We start from the raw sequence: 22776 nt of genomic DNA, 5'->3' as shown, positions 1-22776 counted from the left end.
CCAATCAGGCGGCGACGGGCGCGGCGGGCCGGCGCAGGCGGGCGCGCAGGTCGCGGTGGATGGTGTCGGCCTTGGCGGCCATCTGGCTGAAGGAGGTGGCGCTGCCGATGCCGTGCCGCCACTCGGTGAGTCCGTCGAGGTAGAGGCCGACCTCGCAGTCGGCGGAGGTCTCGGCCCGGTAGGCGCGGGTGACCTCGGGCCGGCCGGCGGAGTCCAGGCGCAGGTGCGGCGCGAACGGGGCGAGCTGGCGGGGCAGCGGGGACTCCCGGTAGCCGGTGCAGACGATCACCACGTCGGCGTCGAGGGCGGTGCGCCCGCCGGTGAACACCTCCTCGGCCTCCAGCCGGACCCGGCCGTCCGCGGTGCGGCCCACGGTGGTGACCTCGGTCCGCTTGTGCATGTGCAGGCGGTGCCGCCCGGTGAACCGGTCCTGGTAGACGGCCTGGTAGAGGGCGGTGGACACGTCGGGGTCGACGGCGGCGTAGTTGGTGGCGCGGGCCTGGTCCAGGGCCCGTTCGCGCTGCTCGCCCTCCAGGCCGTAGAAGTAGTCGGTCTCGTCGGGGAAGTAGACCTCGTTGCTGAAGTGGCCGAGCTCGTACATCCGGAAGCCGGCGTGCCGTACGACCGAGTGGATCTCGGCGTCGGGGTGCTGCGCGGCCAGGTGCAGGACGATCTCGCCGGCGGTCTGGCCGGCGCCGATCACGGCGATGCTGCGCAGCGGGGCGTCGCCGAGGGCGGCGAGGCCCGGCAGCAGCCGGGAGGCGTGGAAGACGCGCTCGCCCAGGTGCGGGCGGAAGAGCTCGGGTACGTACGCCTCGTGGCCGGTGGCCAGGGCTACGTTGCGGCCGAGGACGGTGTGCAGGGAGCCGTCGCGCGGGTCCCGGCTGGTGACGCGGGCGGTGCGCACGCGGCCGTCGGGGTCGGTGACCGGCTCGACGCTCAGCACCTCGCGGTGGTAGTCGACGGTGCCGCGGACCTGCCGGGCGGCCCACTGCACGTAGTCCGACCACTCCAGGCGGCTGACGTAGCCGCTCATCAGCGTGAACGGGTAGAAGCGGCCGCTCTGCTGGAGGTAGTGGGGGAAGGTGAAGCGGGAGCGGGCGTCGCGCGGGGTGGCGAAGTCGCGCAGGAAGTGGTGCTGGATGTCGGTGCCGGGCAGGACCAGGTGGGGCTGCCAGGCGGAGTCGGCGGCCTTCTCCAGGTAGCGGGCGGCCAGCGGGGCGGCGCCGGTGGCGTCGTCGTGGTCCTCGACGGCGGCGGCGAGCGCGATCCCGGAGGGCCCGAAGCCCGCCACCACCAGGTCCTGGACCCCGGTGTCCCCGGTGATGTGGTCGTACGTCGTCATCAGGCGGCCTCCGCCGGCAGGTCGAGGGCGGCGAGGGCGGCGAGAAGGGCCTCCCGGATGATCCGCCCGGCGTGGTCGATCTCCTCGGCCGAGCAGTTCAGCGGGGGCAGCATCCGCACGACGCAGTCGTCGCGGCCGCCGAGCTCGATGATCAGGCCGCGGCTGACGGCCTCCCACTGGACCCGCTTGGCCAGGGCGTCGGCCGGCAGCCCCGTCGCCGGGTCGGTGAGCTCGACGCCGGTCATCAGGCCGAGGCCGCGGACGTCGGCCACGTACGGGCTGAGCGCGCGCAGGCCCTGCAGGTGGACCATCAGCTGGTCGGCGCGGGCCCGGACGTTCTCCAGGACCCGGTCGCGCCGCACCACCTTCATGGTGGCGACGCCGGCGGCGAAGGCGGGCTGGTTGCCGCGGAAGGTGCCGGAGTGCGCGCCGGGCTTCCACACGTCGAGCTTCTCGTCGTACAGGATCACGGAGGCGGGCAGGCCCATCCCGGACAGCGCCTTGGAGGCGCAGACCACGTCGGGCTCGATGCCGTACTGCTCGAACGCGAACCAGGTCCCGGTGCGGCCGCAGCCGCTCTGCACCTCGTCCACGATGAGCGGGATGCCCAGGCGCCGGGTGACCTCGCGGATCCGCTGGACGAACTCGACCTCGGCGGGGATGACGCCGCCCTCGCCCTGCACCAGCTCCATGATCACCGCGGCGGGCAGGGTGATGCCGCCGTTGACGTCCGTCAGCGCCTTCTCCAGGAACGCGGCGCAGTTGACCCGGCAGGTGTCCCGGGTCAGGCCGAGCGGGCAGTTGTGGCAGTGGGAGTACGGGAAGAAGTGGACCCCCGGCATCCGGCCGCGTACCGGCTCCTTCTGCTCGACCAGGCCGGTCACGCTCAGCGCGGCCAGGGTCGCCCCGTGGAAGCCGCCCTGGAAGGTGATGACCTCCTCGCGCCCGGTGGCCGTCTTGCACAGCTTCAGCGCGGCGTCGACGGCGTTGGCGCCGGTCGGCCCGCAGAAGTGGATCCGGGTCCGGCCGCGCATCGGCTCGGGCAGCATCCCGAGGGTCAGGTCGGTGAACTCGTCCTTGACCGGGGTCGGGAAGTCCAGGCCGTGCACGAACTCGTCGAGCTGGCGGTGGGCGGCGGCGAGCGGCTCGGGGTGGTTGTGGCCCAGCGAGAGCACGCCGGCGCCGCTGAGGAAGTCGAGGAAGACGTTCCCGTCGAGGTCCTCGACGTAGGAGCCCCTGCCGCGGCGGATCGCCATCGGCAGCTTGCGCGGGTAGGAGCGGGAGTTGGACTCCCGGCCGGCCTGCCGGTCCAGCAGCTCGGCACTGCGCGGTCCGGGCAGCGGGCCGTGGACGGCGGGAGCGCTGTAGACCGGTTCGACCGGGGTGTCGATGGTGGCGGTCATGGGAGAACGTGGTCCTTTCGGGATCCGGTCGGTCGGTTCGGTCGGTTCGGTCGGTTCGGTCGACCTGGTCGGCGGTCAGGCGGCGGCCAGCACGGCGGCGCAGTCGGCGGCGGGGGCGGCGCTCAGGCGGGCGGTCAGGGCGTCGGCGAGGGTGGCCGCGCGCAGCGACAGCAGGCTGAAGGAGCCGGCGTCGCCGATGCCGTGGCTGGACTCGCACAGGCCGTTGAGGAAGAGCGGCGGGGTGCCCTCCCCGACCGGGCTGAGCGAGTAGTCGCCGTTCACCGCCAGGCGGCCGTCGGGCTCGGTCGCGAACAGCGGCGCGAGCGGGGCCATCAGCGGCGGGCACAGCTCCTCGTGCGGGCCGGGGCCCATGTTGCGGAAGCCGGTGGCCAGCACGGCGAAGTCGACGGTCTCGCTGATCCGCTCGCCGGTGGTGCGCTCCAGGAAGTCCAGCGCGATCCGGTCGCCGTTCTCCGGGGCCACGCCGACGGCCTCGTGGTTGCCGCGGACGAAGACCCGCTGGTCGCCGTCGAGTTCCTGCTCGTAGATGGTCAGGTACAGCTCGCGCAGCACGTCGCCGTCGGCGGAGGAGTAGTTCGTGCCGTGCATGTACGCGTCCAGCGCCTGCTTGCCCTGCCGGGAGGCCCGGAAGTAGTAGTCGGTGAACTCGGGGAAGTAGCCCTCCTCGCTGAAGGGGCTGGTGTCCTTCAGCTTCAGCGAGTGCGAGCGGGTGTACGTGGTCACCTTGGTCCGCGGGAAGCGGCGGCTGAGGTCGAGGGCGAGTTCGACGGCGCTCTGGCTGCCGCCGATGACCGCCACCGACTCCGGCTCGCGGCCCCCGCCGGTCAGCTCGGCCAGCTTGGGCAGGTACTGGGTCAGGTGGAAGATCCGCGGGGTGCGCAGGCTGTCGTACGGGGCCGGGACGTACGGGGTGCGGCCCGGGCCCATGACCAGCGTGCGGCCCAGGTAGCGGCTGCCGGACAGGGTGGTGACGGCGTACACGCGCTCGCCGGACTCCTCGACGACCTCGACGCGCTCGGCCCGCTGGTTGCAGTCGACCAGGTGGGAGAAGAAGCCCGCCGCCCAGCGGATATAGCCGGCGTACTCCTTGCGCAGCGGGAACTCCGAGGGCAGGTTGAGGTGGCGCAGCAGCCGGCCCTGCTCGTGCAGGTAGTTCAGGAAGCTGTAGCGGCTGCGCGGGTTGCGCAGGGTGACCAGGTCGCGGCTGGGGTGGTTCTGGATGTCGGAGCCGTCCAGCAGCATCCCCGGCTGCCACTGCGGACTCGGCCGGGCCTCCAGGAAGCGCGCCGTGAGCGGGGAGCTGCGCTCCTCCAGGGCAATGGCCAGGGCCAGGTTCGCCGGGCCGAAGCCGATGCCGAGGATGTCGTGGACGGGGTTCGCGGCGGCGTTCGCCGGGGCAGTCGCGGTCGTGGTCGCCGCGGTCGGGGTCGTCGCGCTCATCGCGTGGTCTTCCTTGCCTTGACAGTGGTGAGGGTGGGGTTTCCGTCGAAGTCGATCCGCAGGCCCGTGATCCGGCCGGCCGCGTGCACCCGCTGGTCGGTGCGGTACCAGAGCGGGATCAGCGCCAGGTCCGCCATCGCGGTCCGGTCCGCGCGCCGCCAGGCGTCGGCCCGCTCGGCCGGGTCCGCGCAGGCCCGGGCGCGCGCCAGCAGCGCGTCGAACTCCGGGTTGGCGTAGCGGCCTTCGTTGTCGCCGTGGGCGGTGCCGTCGGCGTCGGGCGCCGTGCACGAGGAGTGCAGCAGCGGGAAGAGCATGTTGTCGGGCGTCGGGTAGTCGCAGGCCCAGCCGGCCCGGCAGAAGCCGGCCGCCGCGATCGAGGTGCGGTGGTCGACCAGCCCGCGGGCATCGGTCCGCAGCAGCGCGACCCGCCAGCCGAGCTCCTGCTCCAGGCCCCGGGCGAGGGCCGCGACCCAGTCGTCGTGGCCGGCGCCCGTGTTGTACGCGAACTCCACCCGGCTGCCCGGGCCGAGCCCGGCCCGCAGCGCCGCGCGGCGGGCCCGCTCGGGGTCGTACGCCGTCCAGTCCGCGGCGGCGGCATCAGCGTCCGCATCAGCGGCACCCACGGCATCAGCAGCGCCGGCGGCGAGCTCGGCGCGCGGCGTGTGCGCCTTGCCGAACCACGGCGACAGCAGCGAGTGGGCCGCGGTGCGCCGCCCCTGGAAGTACGTGTCGATCAACCCCTGCCGGTCGATGGCCGCCGACAGGGCCCGGCGGGCGTCCAGCGAGTCCATGGGGGCCTGGTGGCAGAACGGGATCAGGTAGAACAGCCCCGCGCCCTCCTGCTCCAGGAAGCCCTCGCCCGCGGCGGCCTCGGCGGTGCGGGCCGGGGGGATCCGGGCGTAGTCGTAGGTGCCGTCGAGGAAGCGCTCGTACTCGTCGTCCAGGCCGGTGACCGGGTCGAGGACGTCGATGTGCACCTCGCGGACCTCGGGCGCCGGGCCGAACCACAGGTCGTTGCGCTCCAGCCGGATCGCCCGGTGGTGCTCCCAGGGGCCGGCCATCTTGAACGGGCCGTTGCCGATGGGCAGGTCGTTGTACGCGGGGTCCAGCGCGGGTCCGGCGCACAGCGGCACCGGGCTGAAGATCGGCTGGAGCGTCTTCAGGTCGAACTGCACGTCCGGCTCGGACAGCTCCACCACGAGCGTGGTGTCGTCGACGGCGGTGAAGGAGCGCACGCCCGCCAGGTGGTAGGCGGTCTCCGTGTCGGCCTCGGGGTCCAGGGCCCGCGCCCAGCCCCGCACGAAGCTGTGGGCGGTGACCGGCTCTCCGTTGCTGAACACCGTGTCCGGGCGCAGGGTGAAGGTCCAGGTCGTGGCGGACGGGTCGCTCTCCCAGGACCGGGCGGTGGCGGGGACGAGCGCGCCGTCCTCGTCGAGGGCGAGCAGCCCGGTGAAGAGCGCCTTGCAGACGAGGATCCCCTCGCCTTCCTGGGCCTTGTACGGGTCGATGGCGGTGGGCTCCGTGATTCCCATGCGGAACACGGGGTCGTTGGCGTGCACGTGGGGCTCTTTCCGCTTCGGGGTGTGGGTGTGGCGGGGGCCGGGGGCGGCCGGGGCCGGGCGGGGGCCGGGGCCGGGCCGGGGCCGGGGCGTGCGGACGCGGCCGGTCGGGGGCGGGTCAGGCCGCCGGCGCGGTGTCCGCCGGAGCCCGCCCCGGTACGACGACCACGTCGAGCCGCTCGTCCAGTTCGGCGGCGAGCCGCTCCACCCGGTCGATGTCGGCGGCACTGCGGTAGGGCGCGGCCACCGCCAGCGAGCCGGCGATCTCGTACCAGCCCTCGGGCGCGCGCCGCAGCCGGTCGCCGGGCCGGGAGGCGGGGATGTACGAGCGGAAGTGCGGGGAGTGCGCCGCGTCGCCCGCGTTGTTGCGGACCAGGGTGCCGGTCCGGTAGGCGAACTTGATGCAGGTGGCGGCGCGCGGGACGGCGCTGCGCGGCACCTCGCCGTCGAGCAGGGCGGCCAGCGCCCGGGCGTCGTCGCCGGCGAGGACCGCCTTGGCGTACAGCCGGACCGGGTCGATGCCGTGGACCTCGCGCAGGTTGCGGTAGTTCTGCCCGCCGCTCATCCGGGTGGCGAACTCCACGACCCGGTAGCGGCCCTCGGAGTCCTGCCGGAACTCGGCGTTGAACAGGCAGTGGCGCACCCCCAGCGCGGCCGTGATGCCCTCGGCGACCGCGACGAGCCCGGGCTCCTCCTGCGGGGTGCGGAAGGGGAGGGTGTAGAAGTCCTCCTCGAAGTACGGGCCCGGCATCTGCATCTTGTTGGTGACGCCCACCAGGTGGAAGGTGCCGTTCAGGACCACCCCGTCGAGGGTGACCTCCTTGCCGGGCAGGAACTCCTCCAGCAGCGCGATCTCCGGGGTGTCGCTCGGGAAGTAGCCCGCCCACTCCTCGGCGAGGCGGGCGACGTCGGTCAGCGCCCGCTCCAGCTCGGCCCGGTCGCGCACCAGGCTGACGCCGATGCTGGCGGCCAGCGCGCTGGGCTTGACGATGAACGGGTACGTGAAGTCCTCGGCGGCCGCGAGACCCGCCTCGACGCTCACGACGCCCGCGAACCGCGGCGCCGGCAGCCCGTGCTCGGCGAGGAAAGTGCGCTGGAGCTGCTTGTCGCGGGAGATCAGGTCGGCCTCGGGACGCGGCCAGGAGTGCCCCAGCAGCTCGTTGACCCGCGAGGTGACCGCGATGTCGCTGTCGTAGAAGGTGATCGCCGAGGTGATGCCCAGGCGGCGCGCCGCGGCCGCGCAGTACTCGGCCAGCTCGGCGCCCTCTAGGTCCTCGCGGAGCGGGACCACGTTCGCGAAGCGGCCGTCGTCGGACGCCTGGGCGACCTTGGTGGCGAGGTGGATCTCCAGGCCCATCCGCTCGAGGGTCTCGATGTGCTCGCGGTGCCACGCGTACGTGTTCCGCATGATCAGCAGGATCTTCATGGTGCGGTTCAGGCCTTTCCGGAGGTGCCGGGGCGGGGGCGGGTGACGACGGTGACCTTCTCGGTGAGCCGCTCGGCGGCGGCGACGGCCGCGGCGGTGTCCGCCCCGGTGGCCAGCACCTGGCCGACCCGGTCCCAGTTGCCGCGCAGCTCCCCGACGGTGTCGCCGGGCCGCACGGTGGTCTCCACGTCGATGACGCCGTCCAGGGCCCGGGCCTCCTCGGCCCCCTGGATCTCCACGACGGTGCCGGGCTCGGCGGACAGGAAGCGGGTGGCCGCGGCGTGGCGGGCGGCCGGACGCTCGGTGAGCGCCGGGATCAGCCCGAACTGCCAGGCGACGATCCACTCCTCGAGGTCGATGCCGTACGCCGAGCGCAGCAGGTCGAAGATGCGGTCGCCGCCCATCCGGTTGTGGCTCTCGATGATCTGCGGCCCGGAGGGGGACAGCCGCAGCTCGGTGTGGGCGGCGCCGTCGGTCAGCCCGACCGCGTCCAGGAAGCGGGCGACGGCCTGCTCGATGCCCTTCTCGTCGGCGGGCTCCAGACGGGCCGGCAGGGCATGGCCCAGCTCGACGAACCCCTCGCCGGTCAGCTTCTCGGTGACGGCCAGGACGATGTGCCGGCCGGCGAAGGAGAAGGTCTCGACGCTGTACTCCGGCCCGGGGATGTACTGCTCGGCGATGAACCGGCCGATCGTGAAGAACGAACCCCACTGCAGGTCGGTACGGGCCCGCAGCGCCTCCACCCCGGCCCATGCCTCGGCGGCCTGCCCGGGCCCGTCGATCCGTACGACGCCCAGGCTGGCGGTGGCGTCGACCGGCTTGAGCACGAACGGATAGCCGTGCTCGGCACCGAAGGCGGCCAGCGCCTCCGCCCCGTCGACCTCGGCCGCGGCCACCGACAGCGCCCGCACCTCGGGCGAGGCGGAGGCGGCCAGGTGCCGGCGCATCGCGTACTTGTCCCGCAGCAGCTCCGCGACTTCCCCGGAGGTGTTGCCGAGCCCCAGGTGGTCGCTGATCCGGCCGGCCGGGACCAGGCCCGGCTCGGTGATCGAGGCGACGCGGGTGAACCCGTACGCCCGGTGCGCGGCCTCCACCAGAGGGCGGGTGACGTCCCAGTCGGTGTAGTCGGCGATGAGGACGGCCTCGGCGAGCCGGGCGGCCTCCGGCACGAACTGGTCCTTGTGCTGGATCAGTACGAAGCGGATTCCGAGGGCCGCCGCCTTGCGCAGCGTCTGTATCCGTCCGCCGACGACGAGAAGCTTGTGTTCGGTCATGGCCGGAACACTGCCGCAGGAATCCGGCCCGGAGAATGCCTTCCGGCTGGCACAAGAATGCCCGGCACAAAAGACGCAGCGGCGTCCGGCGGCGGGGCCCGGGCAGGAATGTGCCAGCACGAATCGTGCCACCCCCGACCCCTATGCAGACGCCCTGACCGGCGGTTTCCATGGTGCCCACCACCGCATCCCCCCTCATCCCCCACCGGGAAGGAGCCCCACCATGGCCGGCGAGGACCCCTTGCGCCGACGATTGCGCGACCTGCCCAGAAGCGCCTGGGTCATCTTCTCGGGAATGTTCCTCATCAAATTCGGGAATTTCCTGAACGTATTCCTGGTGCTCTTCCTGGTGTCCCGGGGATTCTCCGCGTTCCAGGCCGGCGCGGCCCTCGGCGCGGTCGGGGTCGGCGCCTTCGTCGGAAACGCGGTGGGCGGAACCGTCGCCGACCGCTTCGGCCGGCGCACCGCCATCGCGGTGTCGATGTTCGGCAGCAGCGCCGCCACCGCCCTCGTCCCCCTGACCGACGGACTGGTCGCCACCACCGCACTCGTCGGCCTCGTCGGGGTCTTCGCCCAGCTGTACCGGCCGGCGGCCGGCGCCCTGCTGATCGACGTGGTCCCGCAGGAGCAGCGGGTCACCGCCTTCGCCGTCCTGCGCCTCGCCATCAACGTGGGCATGGCCGTCGGACCGCTGGTCGGCGGCCTGCTCAGCGGCGCCTCGTACACGTACGTCTTCCTCGGCGACGCCCTGTTCTCCTTCGCCTTCGGCGCGCTGTCCCTGCTGACACTCCCGGGCGGCCGCCCGACGCCGCACGAGGCGGCACCGGCCGGGGCCGCCGGACCGAAGGGCGGCTACCGCACCGTCCTCTCCGACCGCCCGTACCTGCTCTTCCTCGGCTCGATGGTCGCCGCGACGTTCGTCTACGGGCAGTCCACCGCGACCCTCCCGCTGCACGTCACCGACGCCGGCTTCGACAACAAGACCTACGGGCTGCTGCTCGGCCTCAACGCCCTGCTCTGCGTGGTGATCGAGCTCCCGCTCACCCGGCACACCGAGCGGCGCAACCCGCGCCGGGTCATCGCGGCCGGCCTGGCCCTGCTCGGCCTCGGCATGGCCCTGACCGGAGCCGTGCACAGCGTGTGGCTGCTGGCCCTGACCGTGGTCGTGTGGACCGTCGCCGAGACGATCTACACCCCGATCGCCAACGCCTACCCGGCCGAGTTCTCCCCGCCGCACCTGCGCGGGCGCTACCAGGGCGCGGAGGGCATCGCCCACACCCTCGGCGGCGCCCTGGGCCCGGCAGCGGGCGGCCTCCTGTACGGCATCAGCGCCCCCCTCCACTGGACGGTGTGCGCCGCGGTCGCCGCCCTGGGCGCCCTCCTGATCCTCGGCGCCAAACCCACCCCCCGCCCCACCACCCCCACCCCGATCCCCGAACCAGCCCACACCCCCTGACCCCGCCCCGCCAGGCACGCGCGGAACTACGCGCTCAACGGCGGTCGGCCCCGTCAGGGGCGCGGGAAACCACGCGCTCAACGGCGGTCGACCCCGTCAGGGGCGCGGGGAACTGCGCACTCAGCCCACGCACCCGCACCGAACGCACGGCGTGTGCCCCCGCCAGGGGCGCGGGGAACTGCGCGCCCAACCCCCACGCCCCCGCACCGAACGCACGGCGGGCACCGCCCCCAGGGGCGCGAGGAACTGCGCGACCAGCCATTCACCGGCCCGCACCCGGCCGGCAAACACCGACCCACCCGAAGGGAACCCGCATGACCACCCAGACGCAGCCGCAGACCCAGACCACCCCCACCACCGACGGAGTCCACCGCATCGACATCCCCTCCGCCACCGAAGACCCGGCCGCCTACGTCCAGGCCCTCCTCGACGTCGCCGCCGACCGCGACCCCTTCGACGTGATCGCCAAGACCCCCGTCTGGGCGGCAGCCCTCTTCGCCGACCTGCCCACCGAACTCGCCGAGACCGTCCCCGAGCCGGGCGAGTGGCCCGCCGCCTTCATCGTGGGGCACCTCTTCGACGTCGACATCGTCTACGGCTTCCGCTGGCGCCTCGTCGCCACCGAGGACAACCCGGTCTACCCCGGCTACGACGAGCAGCTGTGGGCCCCGCTGCCCCGCCTCCCGTTCCGCCAGATGCTCGACGCCTGGACCGGCCTGCGCGCCTCCAACGTGGCCCTGCTCGCCGCGCTCACCCCGGAGGACCGGCAGCGCACGGGCCGCCACGGCGAACAGGGCGGCGAAACCATGGAGGTGATGATCCGCAAGGTCGTCGGCCACGACATCGCGCACCTCAACCAGATCTACCGGGCCATCCGCCTGGTCCGCCAGGCCGCCGGCCTGGACGTCACCGAACTCGACGCCACCTACGCCTCGCTGGGCCTGCACTGACGCCCGCGCCCACCCCGCAGCCCCAGCCCCCAGGGGCGCGGGGAACTGTGCGACCGGCCACCACCGGCCCGCAGCCGGACCACCAACACCAGGGCCGATGAGCGACACCGCCCTCGCCCTCACCATCGCCGGCATGGCGGCCGTCAGCTTCGGGCCGCGGCTGCTGCCGACCCTCCTCCTCGCGGCGGCAGCCCTGCCCGCCCCCGTCGTGGCCTGGCTGCGGCAGGTGCCGCCCGCGGTCATCGCCGCCCTGCCGGCCCCGGCCCGGCCAACTTCGGCCTGTGGCTCGCCGTGCCGACGCTGCTGCCGGCCTGGCACACCCGGAACTTCCACCTGACGATCGCCTTCGGCATCGGCTCGCTGGCGCTGCTGCGCCTCGCCGCCGGATGACGCAGCTCTCTTTGCGCTCTCGCCACCCCCTCTGACCTGCGCACATGTGGTCCCGGTGGCCGATTCGGCCGTCATATGGCGGTGAGGGGTGCCCCGGATGCCGTAGGGTTGTACCTACCGACGCGGGGTGGAGCAGCTCGGTAGCTCGCTGGGCTCATAACCCAGAGGTCGCAGGTTCAAATCCTGTCCCCGCTACTCAGTACGAAGGCCCGGCTTCCCAGGAAGCCGGGCCTTCGTCGTGTCCGGGCCTTCTCGTCTCCGGGCCGCCGCTCACCCGGTCGGCCCGGCCCGGTCGCCGTACCGGCGCAGCTGCGGCCAGCCTTGAGGGGTGCGGCAGGGCAGCGGCGAGGCGGAGGCGGCGGACGACGCGGCCGGCGGTGCCGCCCGGAGGGTGGTCCGGGCGCTGCCGGCGGCGCTGATCGTGCTCGGGCTCGCCTTCGACCTGCTGACCCCGCCGAGCTACACCGGCTCCCCGTTCTTCTCCGCGGCCCCGCTGATCGCCGCCCCGCTCTCCTCGCTGCGGGCCACGGCCGTCACCGGTGTGCTGGCCTCGCTCGCCGTGTTCCTGCTGCACGTCCACAACGGCACCACCTGGCAGGTCGAGGCCCTGACCGAGCTGGTCACCGTCATGACCGTCTCCGGACTGGCCCTGCTGACCAACCGCGTCGTGCGGCGCAGCGGCGAGCGCCTCGCCTCGGCGCGCGGGATCGCGGAGGCCGCCCAGCGGGCCCTGTTGCCGACGCCGTCCGACCGCATCGGCGGGCTGCACGTCAGCGCCCGGTACGAGGCCGCGCAGGCCGACGCGTTGATCGGCGGGGACCTGTACGCCGTCCAGGACACCCCGTACGGGGTCCGCCTCGCGGTGGGCGACGTACGGGGCAAGGGGCTGGGAGCGGTGGAGGCCGTGGCCGTGGTCCTCGGGGCGTTCCGGGAGGCGGCCGACACCGAGCCGACGCTGGAGGCCCTGGCCGGGCGGCTGGAGCGGGCCCTGACCCGCGAGGGCACGCGGCGGGTCGGCCTGGACGCGGTGGAGGGCTTCACCACCTGCCTGCTGGGCGAGATCCCGACGGGCGGGGACGCCGACGCGGGCCCGGGCGTGCTGCGGCTGCTCAACCGCGGCCATCCCGAGCCGCTGCTGCTGTACGCGGACGGGGGCCTGGCGGTGCTCGCGCCCGCGGAGCCCGCGCTCCCGCTCGGCCTGGGGGAGCTGTCCGCGGCTGCGGAACGGGCCGAGGAGTGGCCGTTCCCGGCGGGCGCCACCCTGCTGCTCTACACCGACGGGGTGACCGAGGCCCGCGACGCCGCGGGGGAGTTCTACGATCCGGCGGTCCGGCTGCGCGGGCGGGTCTTCCCCGGGCCGGACGCGCTGCTGAGTGCGCTCAGCAGCGATGTGCGCCGGCACACCGGGGGTGGCACGACGGACGACATGGCGCTGCTCGCGGTGGGCCGGCCGGCGCAGGGGCAGCCGGAGCGGCGTGCCGCACCGGCCTCAGAGTCGTAACACGGCGTAACCGAACGGCCGCACAATGCAAGTGTGGTGACGAACCGTCAAGAGGCCCGTGTGACCAGAGAGATACAGAATTCGGCTGCGTTTCACCCTGTTTGCCCCACTGAATGAGCATAAGTGCGGTCAACATCCGTTCGTTCGGCGTCCGCTTGGCCGAAACGATCAATCACGGCGGCTTGGAATCATTCCCCCGCGTCTATTACCGTTCGATAACGCAGCGCGGTCGTCCCAGCCGTCGCAGAGGCGGTGCCCTGCGCGTGCGTATCCCTGAGGAGTGTGCCCCGGTGGCCTCCAACTTGCCTGCCCACGAAGGCACAGCGGTCCAGGAAGAGCCGTCCGCCGGCGCCTGGGGCGAGTGGAACCCCACCGAGGACTCCGCGCGTCCGCTGCGCGGCAAGCACCGGGTCGTCAAGCAGCGCGGGGGACTTGCGCGCAGCTCCACCGTGCTCGGCGTCGGCGTCATCGCCGCGGTCGGCGCGGCCCCCCTCGCCACCGCGCAGGACCGCCCCCAACTCCCGATCTCCATACCCTCGTTGACCGGACCGTCCGGCGACTCGCACACCGGCGCGGCCGCGCAGGCGAAGGCCGGCTCCGATGCGGACGCCGCCGCCCCCACGACCGGCGTCCTCGCGCAGCACGACCGGCAGGCGCAGCAGCACGCCGACGCCGGCGAGGTGCTGCGCACCCGCATCCTCCAGCAGGCCGAGTCCCAGCAGGACGCCGCCGACGCGCAGACCCGCGCCGAGGCCGAGCGCGCCGCGCAGGAGGCCGCCGCCGCGGAGGCCAAGGCCAAGCGGGAGGCCGCAGAGCAGGCGGCGGCGGAGGCCAAGGCCGCCGCCGAGAAGGCGGCCCAGGAGGCTGCCGAGGCCAAGGCCGACGAGGACCGGACCGCCGGCGCCGGCTCCGGGCCGGCGTCCGGTTCCGCCGACAGCAACAGCGGCAGCTACTCCCTGCCCACCTCCTCCTACACCCTCACCTCGCACTACGGCGCCGCCGGCTCCATGTGGTCCTCCGGCCACCACACCGGCCTCGACTTCGCCGCCCCCACCGGCACGCCCGTCAAGGCCGTCGCCGGCGGCACGATCACCTCGGCCGGCTGGTCCGGCGCGTACGGCTACCGGATCGTGCTGCGCCTCGCCGACGGCACGGAGGTCTGGTACTGCCACCTGTCCTCGATGTCGGTGACCTCCGGCCAGGTCGGTGCCGGGGAGACCATCGGCCGCGTCGGCGCCACCGGCAACGTCACCGGACCCCATCTCCACCTGGAAGTACGCAAGGGCGGGGCGACGACGGACCCGCTGACGTGGCTGCAGTCCAAGGGCCTGAACCCGTAAGCCGGGCCGCCGGGACGAACACCCGCTCCCCGGGGCCCGTCCGCGGCGGCAGCAGCTCCTCCAGCACCGCCGCCCGGGCCAGCGCCGGCCCGGCCGTCGCCCTGCGCAGCCACAGCCGCTGGAGCAGCTCCCGCTCCCGGCCCGCGAACTCCGCGTCCCAGGCCGGACCCGTCCGCGCCCGGTGCCGCAGCAGGGCCAGCGCGGCCGCGTCCTCCTCGTACCGGGCCACCGCGCGGCCCGCGGCCCGTCCCCCGCTGTGCCGGGCCAGCGACCGGGCCAGTGAGCGGGCCGGCATCGAGGCCAGCGCCGGCACCTCCGCCGCAGCCAGCCAGCCTGCGGCCGCGTACACCGCCAACTCCCCGGCCACGGCGTGCAGCCGACGCCGCCTTATGCGGACGGCCAGGCCCAGCAGCAGCCCGAACACCGGGACCATCACGCAGCCGTAGATCCAGTAGAACCCGTACTCGCCGATCCGCGAGGAGCAGTTCCACAGCGCGTGCAGGCCCATCGCGCCCGCCAGTCCCAGCAGCGGCAGCCCGGTGCGCGCGATCCGCGGGGCTGCGGGGGGCAGTGCGGCCGCGGCGCCGAAGCCGAGGCCGGTCAGGACCGTGAACAGCGGGTGCGCGAACGGCGACAGCACGATCCGTACGAAGAAGGTGGCGGCGGTCACCGAGTCGAGGGCCCCGACCCCGCTGCCGGCGTCCTCACCGAAGGCGTTGCCGAGGTACAGCACGTTCTCGGTGAAGGCGAACCCGGTGGCGGTGAAGCCCGCCAGGACGAAGCCGTCCGCCGCGCCGGTGAACTGGCGCCTGCGGAACACGAAGACCAGCAGCAGGGCCGCGGCCTTCGCGCTCTCCTCCACGACCGGGGCGATCGCGACCGACCCGAGCTCGTCGGCATGGTCGGGATCGGCCGTCGCCGCGGAGATCCACTCCGTGGCGAAGTTGTTGGCCAGTATGGCGATCAGCGCCGCGGCGCAGGCGCCCCAGCCGAAGCAGAACAGCAACTGCGCCCAGGGGCGCGGCGCGGCCCGGCCGAGCCACCGGAACGCCGCCATGAGCAGCGGCACCGGGAGCACGGCCAGACCGAGCCCGACGAGGAAACCGGCGGTGCCGGTCTGCTCCCGCACGAGCTCGAGGATCGCCACGCCCGAGGCGCCGAGGGCGCCGAGCAGGCACGCACGAACACGAACCGGGGGAGGCGCGGCGGGCAACACGCGATGACTCTAACGAGTCGCCCCGCCACGCGCAGTGACATCAGTCCTTCTTCACCCGGCGGAAGAGCAAGTCGTGGACGACGTGCCCCTTGTCGAGGCCCTGGCCCTCGAAACGGGTCAGCGGCCGGAAGTCGGGGCGCGGCGCGTAGCCGCCGTCCGCCTGGGTGTTCTCGAATTCGGGATGCGCGGAGAGCACTTCGAGCATCTGCTCGGCGTAGTTCTCCCAGTCGGTCGCGCAGTGCAGCACGGCGCCGGGCGCCATGCGGGTCGCGGCCAGGTCCAGGAACTCGGGCTGGATCAGGCGCCGCTTGTGGTGGCGGGCCTTCGGCCACGGGTCCGGGAAGTACACGCGGATCCCGGCGAGGGAGGCGGGCGGCAGCATCTCGCGCAGCAGGATGATCGCGTCGCCGTTCGCGACGCGGACGTTGGTCAGCCCGTTGCGCTCGGCGAGGGCCAGCAGGTTGCCCTGGCCGGGGGTGTGCACGTCGACGGCGAGGATCCCGGTGTCGGGGTCCGCGGCGGCCATCTGCGCGGTGGCCTCGCCCATCCCGAACCCGATCTCGAGCACGACGGGCAGCCCGCCGAACATGCGGTCGAGGTCGATGACGTGGCGGCCGTCGATGTCGAGGCCCCAGGTCCCCCAGAGCCGCTTGAGGGCTTCGCCCTGGCCGGTGGTCACCCGGCTGCGGCGCGGCTGGAAGCTGCGGATGCGGCGCTCGTGGTGCGAGCCGGCCGGGTCCGGGGCGGGGCCGTCGGGGAACCGGGGCTCGGTGCGCCACTTGGGCGGCACGTAGGACTTCGCCTCCGGCGCGGCTTCCGGGACGCTGGGCTGGGTGGAATGGGACTCAGACACAATCCAGGAATTCTACGTCCCCCACCCGCGCCCCGCCCGCCCCGCGCGGCGAGCTCCCCCCGGACCCGTCAAAGAGTCGGGGGCTCCGCCCCCGTACCCCCGCGCCTCAAACGCCGCGGGGCTGGATTTCCCGCCGGGCGGGGCTGGAATTGCCGCGCAGCGGCACAATCCAGCCCGCGCGGCGTTTGAGCGCACCGGGCGCGAAGCGCCCTGGGGGTCCCCCCGGGCGGAGTCTGGGGGGAGGGTCCGGGGCGGAGCCCCGGTTTCGGGAAGGGGCGGGGAGGGGAACGGCTCCGCGCAGCGGCAGCCCGCCCCCCCGCAGTCGACGGTGCACCGCCGGGCGGCGGCAAGCCCGGGCTCCCGACGGAGCCGGCAGGGCCCGACGGCGCCGGCAAGGCCTCACCGAGCCGGCAAGGCCCGGCGGCGGCTCGGGCGGCGGCCCCCCGGAGGGAGGGGTCAGGCGGCCCGGAGCGTGGTCAGGGCCCGGCGGGCGATCTCGCGCCCGATCGGCAACGAGGCGGTCGCGGCCGGCGACGGGGCATTGAGCACGTGCACCGCCCGCATCCCCTCCCGGATCAGGAAGTCGTCCACGAGCGTCCCGTCCCGCAGCACGGCCTGCGCCCGCACCCCCGCCCCGGAGGCCCGCAGATCCGCGGACGAAACCCCCGGCAGCAGCCGCCGCACGGCCTCCGTGAAGGCCGCCTTCGACAGCGAGCGGTGGATCTCCCCGGCCCCGTACCGCCAGTGCCGGGCGGCCATCCGCCAGGATCCCGGCCAGGCCAGCTCGTCCGCGAGGTCCCGCGGCCGGACGACCCCCCACCCGTACCCCTCGCGGGCCAGCGCCGGCACCGCGTTCGGCCCGACGTGGACGCCGCCGCCGATCCCGCGGGTCAGGTGCACCCCGAGGAAGGGGAACGCCGGATCCGGCACCGGGTACACCAGCCCCCGCACCAGCTCCGGCCGCGCCAGGTCGTAGTACTCCCCCCGGAACGGCACGATCCGCATCCCCGGGTCGTCGCCCGCCAGCCGCGCGATCCGGTCGCACTGCAGGCCCGCGCAGTTCACCAGCACCCGGGCCCGGACCACCACCCCCGCGGAGGTCCGCACCGCGATCCCGGACGGGCGCCGCGCGATCAGGTCCACGGCCCCGCCGTACACGACCTCCGCCCCGGAGGACTCCGCCAGCTGGCGCGCCACCTGCCCGTAGTCCACGATCCCGGTGGTCCCGACGTGGATCGCGGCCAGGCCCTGCACCTCCGGCTCGTACTCCGCGATCTGCGCCGGCCCCAGCTCCCGCACCGGGATGCCGTTCTCCCGGCCCCGCTGCACGAGCGCGTGCAGCCGCGGCAGCTCCTCCCGCCCGGTGGCGACGATGAGCTTGCCGGTCACCTCGTGCGCGATCCCGTGCTCCGCGCAGAACTTCACCATCTCGGCGGCGCCGCTCACGGCGAAGCGCGCCTTCAGCGACCCGGGCCGGTAGTAGATGCCGCTGTGGATCACCCCGCTGTTGCGGCCCGTCTGGTGCACGGCCGGGCCGGACTCCTTCTCCAGCACCACCACCCGGGTCCCCGGCGCCAGCCGCGACAGGGCGTACGCCGTCGAGAGCCCGACGATGCCGCCACCGACCACCAGCACGTCGCAGTCGACCCGCTCCCGTGCCCGTGCCCGCACCCGTGCCCGTCCCCGGACCGTTCCGTCGCCGCTCACGCCGCCGCCCAAGCTGCCACCTCCCACCCCTGCATACTGCACCCCGCCACTGACACAGCGGCTACGCGGGGGCCACCAGCAGCGGCCGGGCCCGCTCCCGCAGCTCCGCCACCCGCGGCTCGTCCCCGTACGGCTCCAGCCGGTGCAGCAGGTCCCGTACGTACTCGGTCGTCCGGGCGGAGGAGATCCGGCCCGCGACCTCCACCGCCCTGGTCCCGGCGGCGCAGGCCGCGTCCAGGTTCCCGGACTCCAGCTCGGCCACCGCGCTCACCACCAGCCGCAGCCCGTGCGAGCGCACGTACTCCTCCGTCGGCCGCGACAGCGCCTGCTCGGTGAAGCGCCGCACCTGCCGGGGCAGCTTCAGGTCCCGGTAGCACTCCGCCGCGTCCGCCGCGAAGCGGTCGTACGAGTAGAAGCCCAGCCAGGTCGGATCCGGATCGCCCGCCCGCGCCCGCTCCAGCCAGCCCTCCGAGGCCCGCAGCGCCGCCTCCGCCGCCGCCGAGTCGCCCGCCTTCGCGTGCGCCCGGGCCTCCACCAGCCGGAAGAAGCTCATGGTGCGGGCGGTGGCCAGCCCGCGGTTGCGCTCCACGGCGGCCTGCGCCAGGTCCACGCCCTCGTCCGGGAAGTCCCTGTACGTCGCCTGGAGCGACATCGACGCCAGCACGTACCCGCCGAGCGGCACGTCCGCGGCCGCCCGGGCCAGGCGCAGCGCCTGGATGTAGTACCGCTGAGCCGCCTCCTGCTGCCCGGTGTCGAAGGCCATCCAGCCGGCGAGCCGGGTCAGCTCGGCCGTCGCGCCGAACAGGGCGCGGCCCACCTCGTCGCTGTACGAGCCGAGCAGCAGCGGCGCCGCGTCCACGCGCAGGCACTCGGGCACCATCGACGAACGCCAGTCCCCGCCGCCGTACTTAGAGTCCCAGCGGCGCGCGTCCTCCGCGGCCTCGCGGAGCTTGCTGACGTCGCTGTGGCCGACGCGCTGCGGCGAGGCGTCCGCCGCCGTGACGAACGGCGCCACGGGCGCCGGCCCGGCCGCGGGCGGGGCGTGCGGAGTTTCGCCGGAGGGCCGTGCGGGCACAACGGTGGACGGCGATGCCGCCGCAGTCGCCGACCCGCCGGCGAGGGAGGCGATCGAGGTGGCCGAGGTACCCGACGCGGCCGGGGCGCCCGAGGGGCCCGGGGCGCCGGGCGCGCCCGCCGCCGGCGTGCCGGGCGCTGCGCCCCCGCGGGCCGCCGCGGCCTCCCGGGGCGGCGCGGGCTCGCGCGCCACGGAACCGTCCGCCGGGGATATCAGCCACCGCGAGGCGGGCGTCGCGTACGCGGACACCGAGAACGAGCCGGCCAGCGACTGCCAGATCCCGCCACCGCCCCGGCGCCCGGCCAGGTCGAGCCGGTACAGGTCGGTCGCCGAGCGCACCGCGTCACCGACGTCGCGCGGGAACGCCAGCCCCACCTCGGGCGCCGGGTCCGCGTCCGCCAGCCCGATCTCGTGCAGCGGCACCGGCCGCCCCAGCTTCGCCCCGATGGCGGCGGCGATCAGATGCGGGGCCGCGCCCTGCGGCACCATCCCCTTGGAGACCCACCGGGCCACCGATGTCTTGTCGTAGCGCAGCGTCAGACCGCGCTGGGCGCCGAGGTCGTTGACGCGCCGGGCCAGCCCCGCGTTGCTGATGCCCGCCAGGGCGAGGACGGCGCCGAGCTTCTCGTTGGGTTCGCGGAGCTCCCTGGACATGCGCCACCCCTCGTCACGCGCGGAACGCACACAACTCACACGCAGCCACGAGCACGCACGCACGCGGACGCGGCCGTACCGCAGCCGGCGCGCTCGTGCGCACTCGTGCACCGCCGGGCATAGGCGCCCGGCATTTCGTAAACCCAGCGTAGTTCCCCGCCTCCCAAGCGTTAAGGCCCCGACTTCCGTATGGCGGGATTGTTGTCCGCCCGCACAGCCGCGCCGGGGCCCGCGCCGACGGCGCGCGCCCCCGTCCGTGCTCCGCCCGTGTGGCCGTGCGCCCGCCCGTGCGCTCTGGCCGGTCTCCGGACCCGGCGATTCGATGTGCGGTGCGTGGGTCGGCCCGCTGCGTGGATCCGGCGGGCCGGGGGATGCCGCTGCCTCAATCCCCGCGGGTGGCGGAACGGTCCGGGGGGTGGATCCCGCCTCCCGGACCGCGCCCGCGCAGCGCCGCGGCCGGGCGCCCCCGGGCGCGCGGGCCATGCCCGGCGCGACCGAAGAATGGCCGAAACCGACCTATGGGGCGGTGGGAACGGAACGTCAAATACCGTGTGACCGCGGCACGTTCGACGGCACACGCGTCCTCCGCGGTCACTCCCGCACGCCCGTCTCGTGGCAGCATGGACCCCGAGCCACCCGGGGTCCGGCCGACCGCGCCCTCGGTCGCCCTCAGCCGCCCCCGGCGCCGCCTGAGCCGATCGAGCCGATCGAGCCGTCCACACCCCGGTCGATTGCCCACGGGCTGGGGAGGCGGCGGTGCGCTGGTTGGTCGGGTGGAGCAGTATCGCCGCGAGCTTCGGCACGGCCGGCCGCGTCGCCGACCACCACGGCCGCGGCGGCCGGGACCCGCACCACGACCGCGCTGCCTCCGCCGACGAAGGGCCGGTGACCGGCGGCATCGCGGACGCCGCCCACCCCGACGACCCGGCCGGCCAGGACGCCGACCGCACCGTCGTACCCGTCGGCGCCCAACTCCTGTGGGGCGACCCCGACCCCCTGTGGGCCGTCGGCGACTGGCGCCCCGACGAGATCCGCACCCTCGCCGCCGACCCGGCCGACCCCTTCACCCGGATCGCCGTCCTCGGCTGCTGCGGCGCCGACGACACCGAACTGCGCCGCGCCCTCCTCGCCGCCCGCGGCGGCGCCCTGCGCCACCTCACCCAGTGGCCCGGCAGCTACACCGCCGTCGTCCAGGCCGGCCGCCGCATCACCGTCGTCGGCGACCTCGCCGGCGCACGCCCCGTCTTCTACACGCCATGGGCCGGCGGCACCGCGTACGCCACTGCCGCGCTGCCCCTCGCCGACCTCATCGAGGCACAGCTCGACATCGGCCACCTCGCCGCCCTGCTCGCCTGCCCCGACAGCCCCGAGGCCCTGGGCGACGGCACACCGTACGCGGGCGTGCGGCGCATCCCGCCGGGGCACGCGCTGATCCTGCGCGAGGGCTCGCGGGAGATCACCGGCTACGAGCCGGTCGCCTCCCTCGCCGTGGCCGCGCCCGCCGCCGACCCGGGGTCCGCGGTGGAGGGCGTACGGGAAGCATTGGTGGAAGCGGTGCGCGCCCGGCTCACGGCGCCCCGCCATGCCCCCGACACCCTGCCGTACGACCCGGGCCCGGTGCCCGGAATGGGCCCCGCCGACCGGCGCGCGGCCCGCGGCGCCCCCGCGCCCGGCGTCGGCGCCGACCTCTCCGGGGGCAGCGCCTCCGCCACCCTCGCCCTCCTCGCCGCCGGCCTGCCCGGCACCCCCGGCACCCTGCCCGGGTCCGGATCCCGCCTCCTCGCCGTCACCTTCAACGACCTCGCCACCCCGCAGGGCCGCGAGGCCGAACTCGAACGCGCCCGGGCCATCGCGGCCGACCCCCGGCTGCACCACGTGGTCGTCGCCGCCGCCGAGGAAGCCCTCCCGTACGCCGACCTCGACGGCCCCCTCACCGACGAACCCGGGCCCTCGCTGGTCGTCGCCGCCCGCGAACGCCGCCGCCTGGCCGCCGGCTCCGCCGACCACTTCGTCGGACACGGAGCCCGCCAGGTCCTCGACGCCCACCCCGCCCGGCTCGCCGACCTCCTGATGGACCGCCGCCGCCGGCACCTCCTGCGCCCCATGGCGGCCCTGGTCCGCTCGACCCCCGGCGACTCCTCCTCCCTCCTGGTCCCCTTCTCCGTGTACTCCGCGGCCCGCCGCCTCGCCCGTACGCCGTACCGCGCGGGCATGGAAGCCGCCGCGGCCCGGCTGCGCGAGGGCGACCTGCGCGCCGCGGCCCCCGCCGACGGCCCGGTCGGGGCCTCGCTCGCCGCCCTCACCTGGTCCCGGCCCGGGCCCGCCGCCGGGTGGCTGACCGGGGAGGCGCTGGCGGAAGTATCGATCCGCCTCGCCGCTGCCGCCGGGCGGCCCCCGCTCTCGCTGCGGCCCGGCGAAGCCCGCGCCCGCGCCGCCCTGACCCGGCACGCCGCCGACCACCGCGTCTTCGAACAGGCCGCGGAGGTCCGCAGCCAGCGCCTCCACGCCCCCTTCCTGGACAACCAGGTCGTACGGGCCGCCCGCGCCCTGCCCGAATCCCTCCGCGTCCAGCCCGGCGCCCGGGCGGCGATCCTGCGCACCGTCCTCACCTCGGCCGGAGTCCGCGAACTCCCGCCCGGCTGGGGCGCCCCCGCCCACACCCCGAACGAAACGGCCACCCGCCTGGGCCTGCGCGAGGCGCTCACCTCACTGCTGGCCCTCTTCACGGCCCCGCTGCTGGCGGACGCGGGTCTGATCGACGCGAGAGTCGTCCAACAGGCGCTCCTCGACGCCGCGGAGGGCCACCCGGTCCCGCTGGACGGCCTGGCCGAACTCGTCTCCATGGAACTCTGGCTGACCCGGCTCCTCTCCCGCCGCGGCACCTGCTGGACGGGCACGACCACCCCCCGCCGCAGAGCCGTCCCGAACGGCGTCCCCGTCCCCCGCCCAGCCCTCTCCTGACCACTTGCCCCCGGACCCGCGGCCGGATCCCTCGTCATCGCCAGGGTCCGGGCCCTCGGGGGATCTGTCGGAGCGGGGGGCCAGCCCATTCAGCCCCGCCGGCGTTTGAGGCGCGGGGTCCGGGGCGGAGCCCCGGGGACCCGGCCTCGCCGGACACCGCCCTCCCGCACCCCGCCCGCGTCGGCCCTGCGATGCCCCCGGGCGC

At 74.8% G+C, this 22776-nt stretch carries 16 protein-coding genes and 1 tRNA gene; 7 read left to right on the top strand and 10 right to left on the bottom strand.

What is annotated here, in order from left to right:
* Positions 1 to 4 precede the first annotated feature (4 nt).
* From AB0953_RS00120 to AB0953_RS00095, 6 genes are all read right to left on the bottom strand, one after another.
* Positions 5 to 1345, bottom strand: a complete 1341-nt coding sequence (locus AB0953_RS00120) for a SidA/IucD/PvdA family monooxygenase (protein WP_366857071.1) — start codon at positions 1343 to 1345, stop codon at positions 5 to 7.
* Positions 1345 to 2748: a diaminobutyrate--2-oxoglutarate transaminase family protein gene (locus AB0953_RS00115; protein WP_366857070.1), complete on the bottom strand. Its 1404-nt coding sequence runs from the start codon at positions 2746 to 2748 to the stop codon at positions 1345 to 1347. Before AB0953_RS00115 ends, AB0953_RS00120 begins: the two co-directional genes overlap by 1 nt.
* A 75-nt stretch (positions 2749 to 2823) precedes the next feature.
* Positions 2824 to 4209, bottom strand: a complete 1386-nt coding sequence (locus AB0953_RS00110) for a SidA/IucD/PvdA family monooxygenase (RefSeq protein ID WP_366857069.1) — start codon at positions 4207 to 4209, stop codon at positions 2824 to 2826.
* Entirely contained in the window at positions 4206 to 5768 is a 1563-nt protein-coding gene (locus AB0953_RS00105) for an ABC transporter substrate-binding protein (protein WP_366857068.1), read from the bottom strand. The genes AB0953_RS00110 and AB0953_RS00105 overlap by 4 nt, the downstream gene beginning before the upstream one ends.
* 118 nt (positions 5769 to 5886) lie before the next feature.
* Complete coding sequence (locus AB0953_RS00100) at positions 5887 to 7194, bottom strand: ATP-grasp domain-containing protein (protein ID WP_366857067.1); 1308 nt, start codon at positions 7192 to 7194, stop codon at positions 5887 to 5889.
* 8 nt (positions 7195 to 7202) lie between these two features.
* Positions 7203 to 8468: an ATP-grasp domain-containing protein gene (locus tag AB0953_RS00095; RefSeq protein ID WP_366857066.1), complete on the bottom strand. Its 1266-nt coding sequence runs from the start codon at positions 8466 to 8468 to the stop codon at positions 7203 to 7205.
* A 223-nt stretch (positions 8469 to 8691) separates the two neighbouring features.
* On the opposite strand from AB0953_RS00095, the gene AB0953_RS00090 reads away from it, so the two are divergent.
* The 6 genes from AB0953_RS00090 (at position 8692) to AB0953_RS00065 (ending at position 14105) form a co-directional block, all read left to right on the top strand.
* Positions 8692 to 9924, top strand: a complete 1233-nt coding sequence (locus AB0953_RS00090; protein WP_366857065.1) for an MFS transporter — start codon at positions 8692 to 8694, stop codon at positions 9922 to 9924.
* A 314-nt stretch (positions 9925 to 10238) separates the two neighbouring features.
* A complete protein-coding gene (locus tag AB0953_RS00085) occupies positions 10239 to 10874 on the top strand; it encodes a DinB family protein (protein ID WP_366857064.1) in 636 nt (211 codons plus the stop codon).
* Between the two features lie 97 nt (positions 10875 to 10971).
* Positions 10972 to 11211 carry an AzlD domain-containing protein gene (locus tag AB0953_RS00080; RefSeq protein ID WP_366857063.1) on the top strand — a complete coding sequence of 80 codons (240 nt, stop codon included), beginning with the start codon at positions 10972 to 10974 and terminating at the stop codon, positions 11209 to 11211.
* 174 nt (positions 11212 to 11385) lie between these two features.
* Positions 11386 to 11459 (top strand) — tRNA-Met (locus AB0953_RS00075).
* Positions 11460 to 11592: 133 nt separating this feature from the next.
* A complete protein-coding gene (locus AB0953_RS00070) occupies positions 11593 to 12765 on the top strand; it encodes a PP2C family protein-serine/threonine phosphatase (RefSeq protein ID WP_366857061.1) in 1173 nt (390 codons plus the stop codon).
* Positions 12766 to 13067: 302 nt separating this feature from the next.
* Complete coding sequence (locus AB0953_RS00065) at positions 13068 to 14105, top strand: M23 family metallopeptidase (RefSeq protein ID WP_366857652.1); 1038 nt, start codon at positions 13068 to 13070, stop codon at positions 14103 to 14105.
* Here the strand turns inward: AB0953_RS00065 and AB0953_RS00060 are convergent.
* From AB0953_RS00060 to AB0953_RS00045, 4 genes are all read right to left on the bottom strand, one after another.
* Positions 14014 to 15318: a PrsW family intramembrane metalloprotease gene (locus tag AB0953_RS00060; RefSeq protein WP_366857651.1), complete on the bottom strand. Its 1305-nt coding sequence runs from the start codon at positions 15316 to 15318 to the stop codon at positions 14014 to 14016. The two genes, AB0953_RS00065 and AB0953_RS00060, sit on opposite strands and share 92 nt — an antisense overlap.
* Before the next feature lie 43 nt (positions 15319 to 15361).
* Entirely contained in the window at positions 15362 to 16111 is a 750-nt protein-coding gene (gene trmB, locus AB0953_RS00055; RefSeq protein WP_366857650.1) for a tRNA (guanosine(46)-N7)-methyltransferase TrmB, read from the bottom strand.
* Positions 16112 to 16630: 519 nt separating this feature from the next.
* Positions 16631 to 17845, bottom strand: a complete 1215-nt coding sequence (gene lhgO / locus AB0953_RS00050; RefSeq protein ID WP_366857060.1) for an L-2-hydroxyglutarate oxidase — start codon at positions 17843 to 17845, stop codon at positions 16631 to 16633.
* Between the two features lie 97 nt (positions 17846 to 17942).
* Positions 17943 to 19610, bottom strand: coding sequence for a sporulation protein (locus AB0953_RS00045; protein ID WP_366857059.1), 1668 nt, complete (start codon positions 19608 to 19610; stop codon positions 17943 to 17945).
* A 756-nt stretch (positions 19611 to 20366) separates the two neighbouring features.
* Between AB0953_RS00045 and AB0953_RS00040 the strand changes: the two genes are divergently transcribed.
* Positions 20367 to 22571 (top strand): asparagine synthase-related protein, encoded by a 2205-nt coding sequence (locus tag AB0953_RS00040; RefSeq protein WP_366857058.1) that lies wholly within the window; start codon positions 20367 to 20369, stop codon positions 22569 to 22571.
* Positions 22572 to 22776 lie beyond the last annotated feature (205 nt).

Source organism: Streptomyces sp. NPDC046866 (genome assembly GCF_040704625.1).
Lineage (GTDB): Bacteria > Actinomycetota > Actinomycetes > Streptomycetales > Streptomycetaceae > Streptomyces.
The sequence above is the reverse complement of the archived record's forward strand: the minus strand, read 5'-3'. Positions and strand labels throughout refer to the sequence as shown.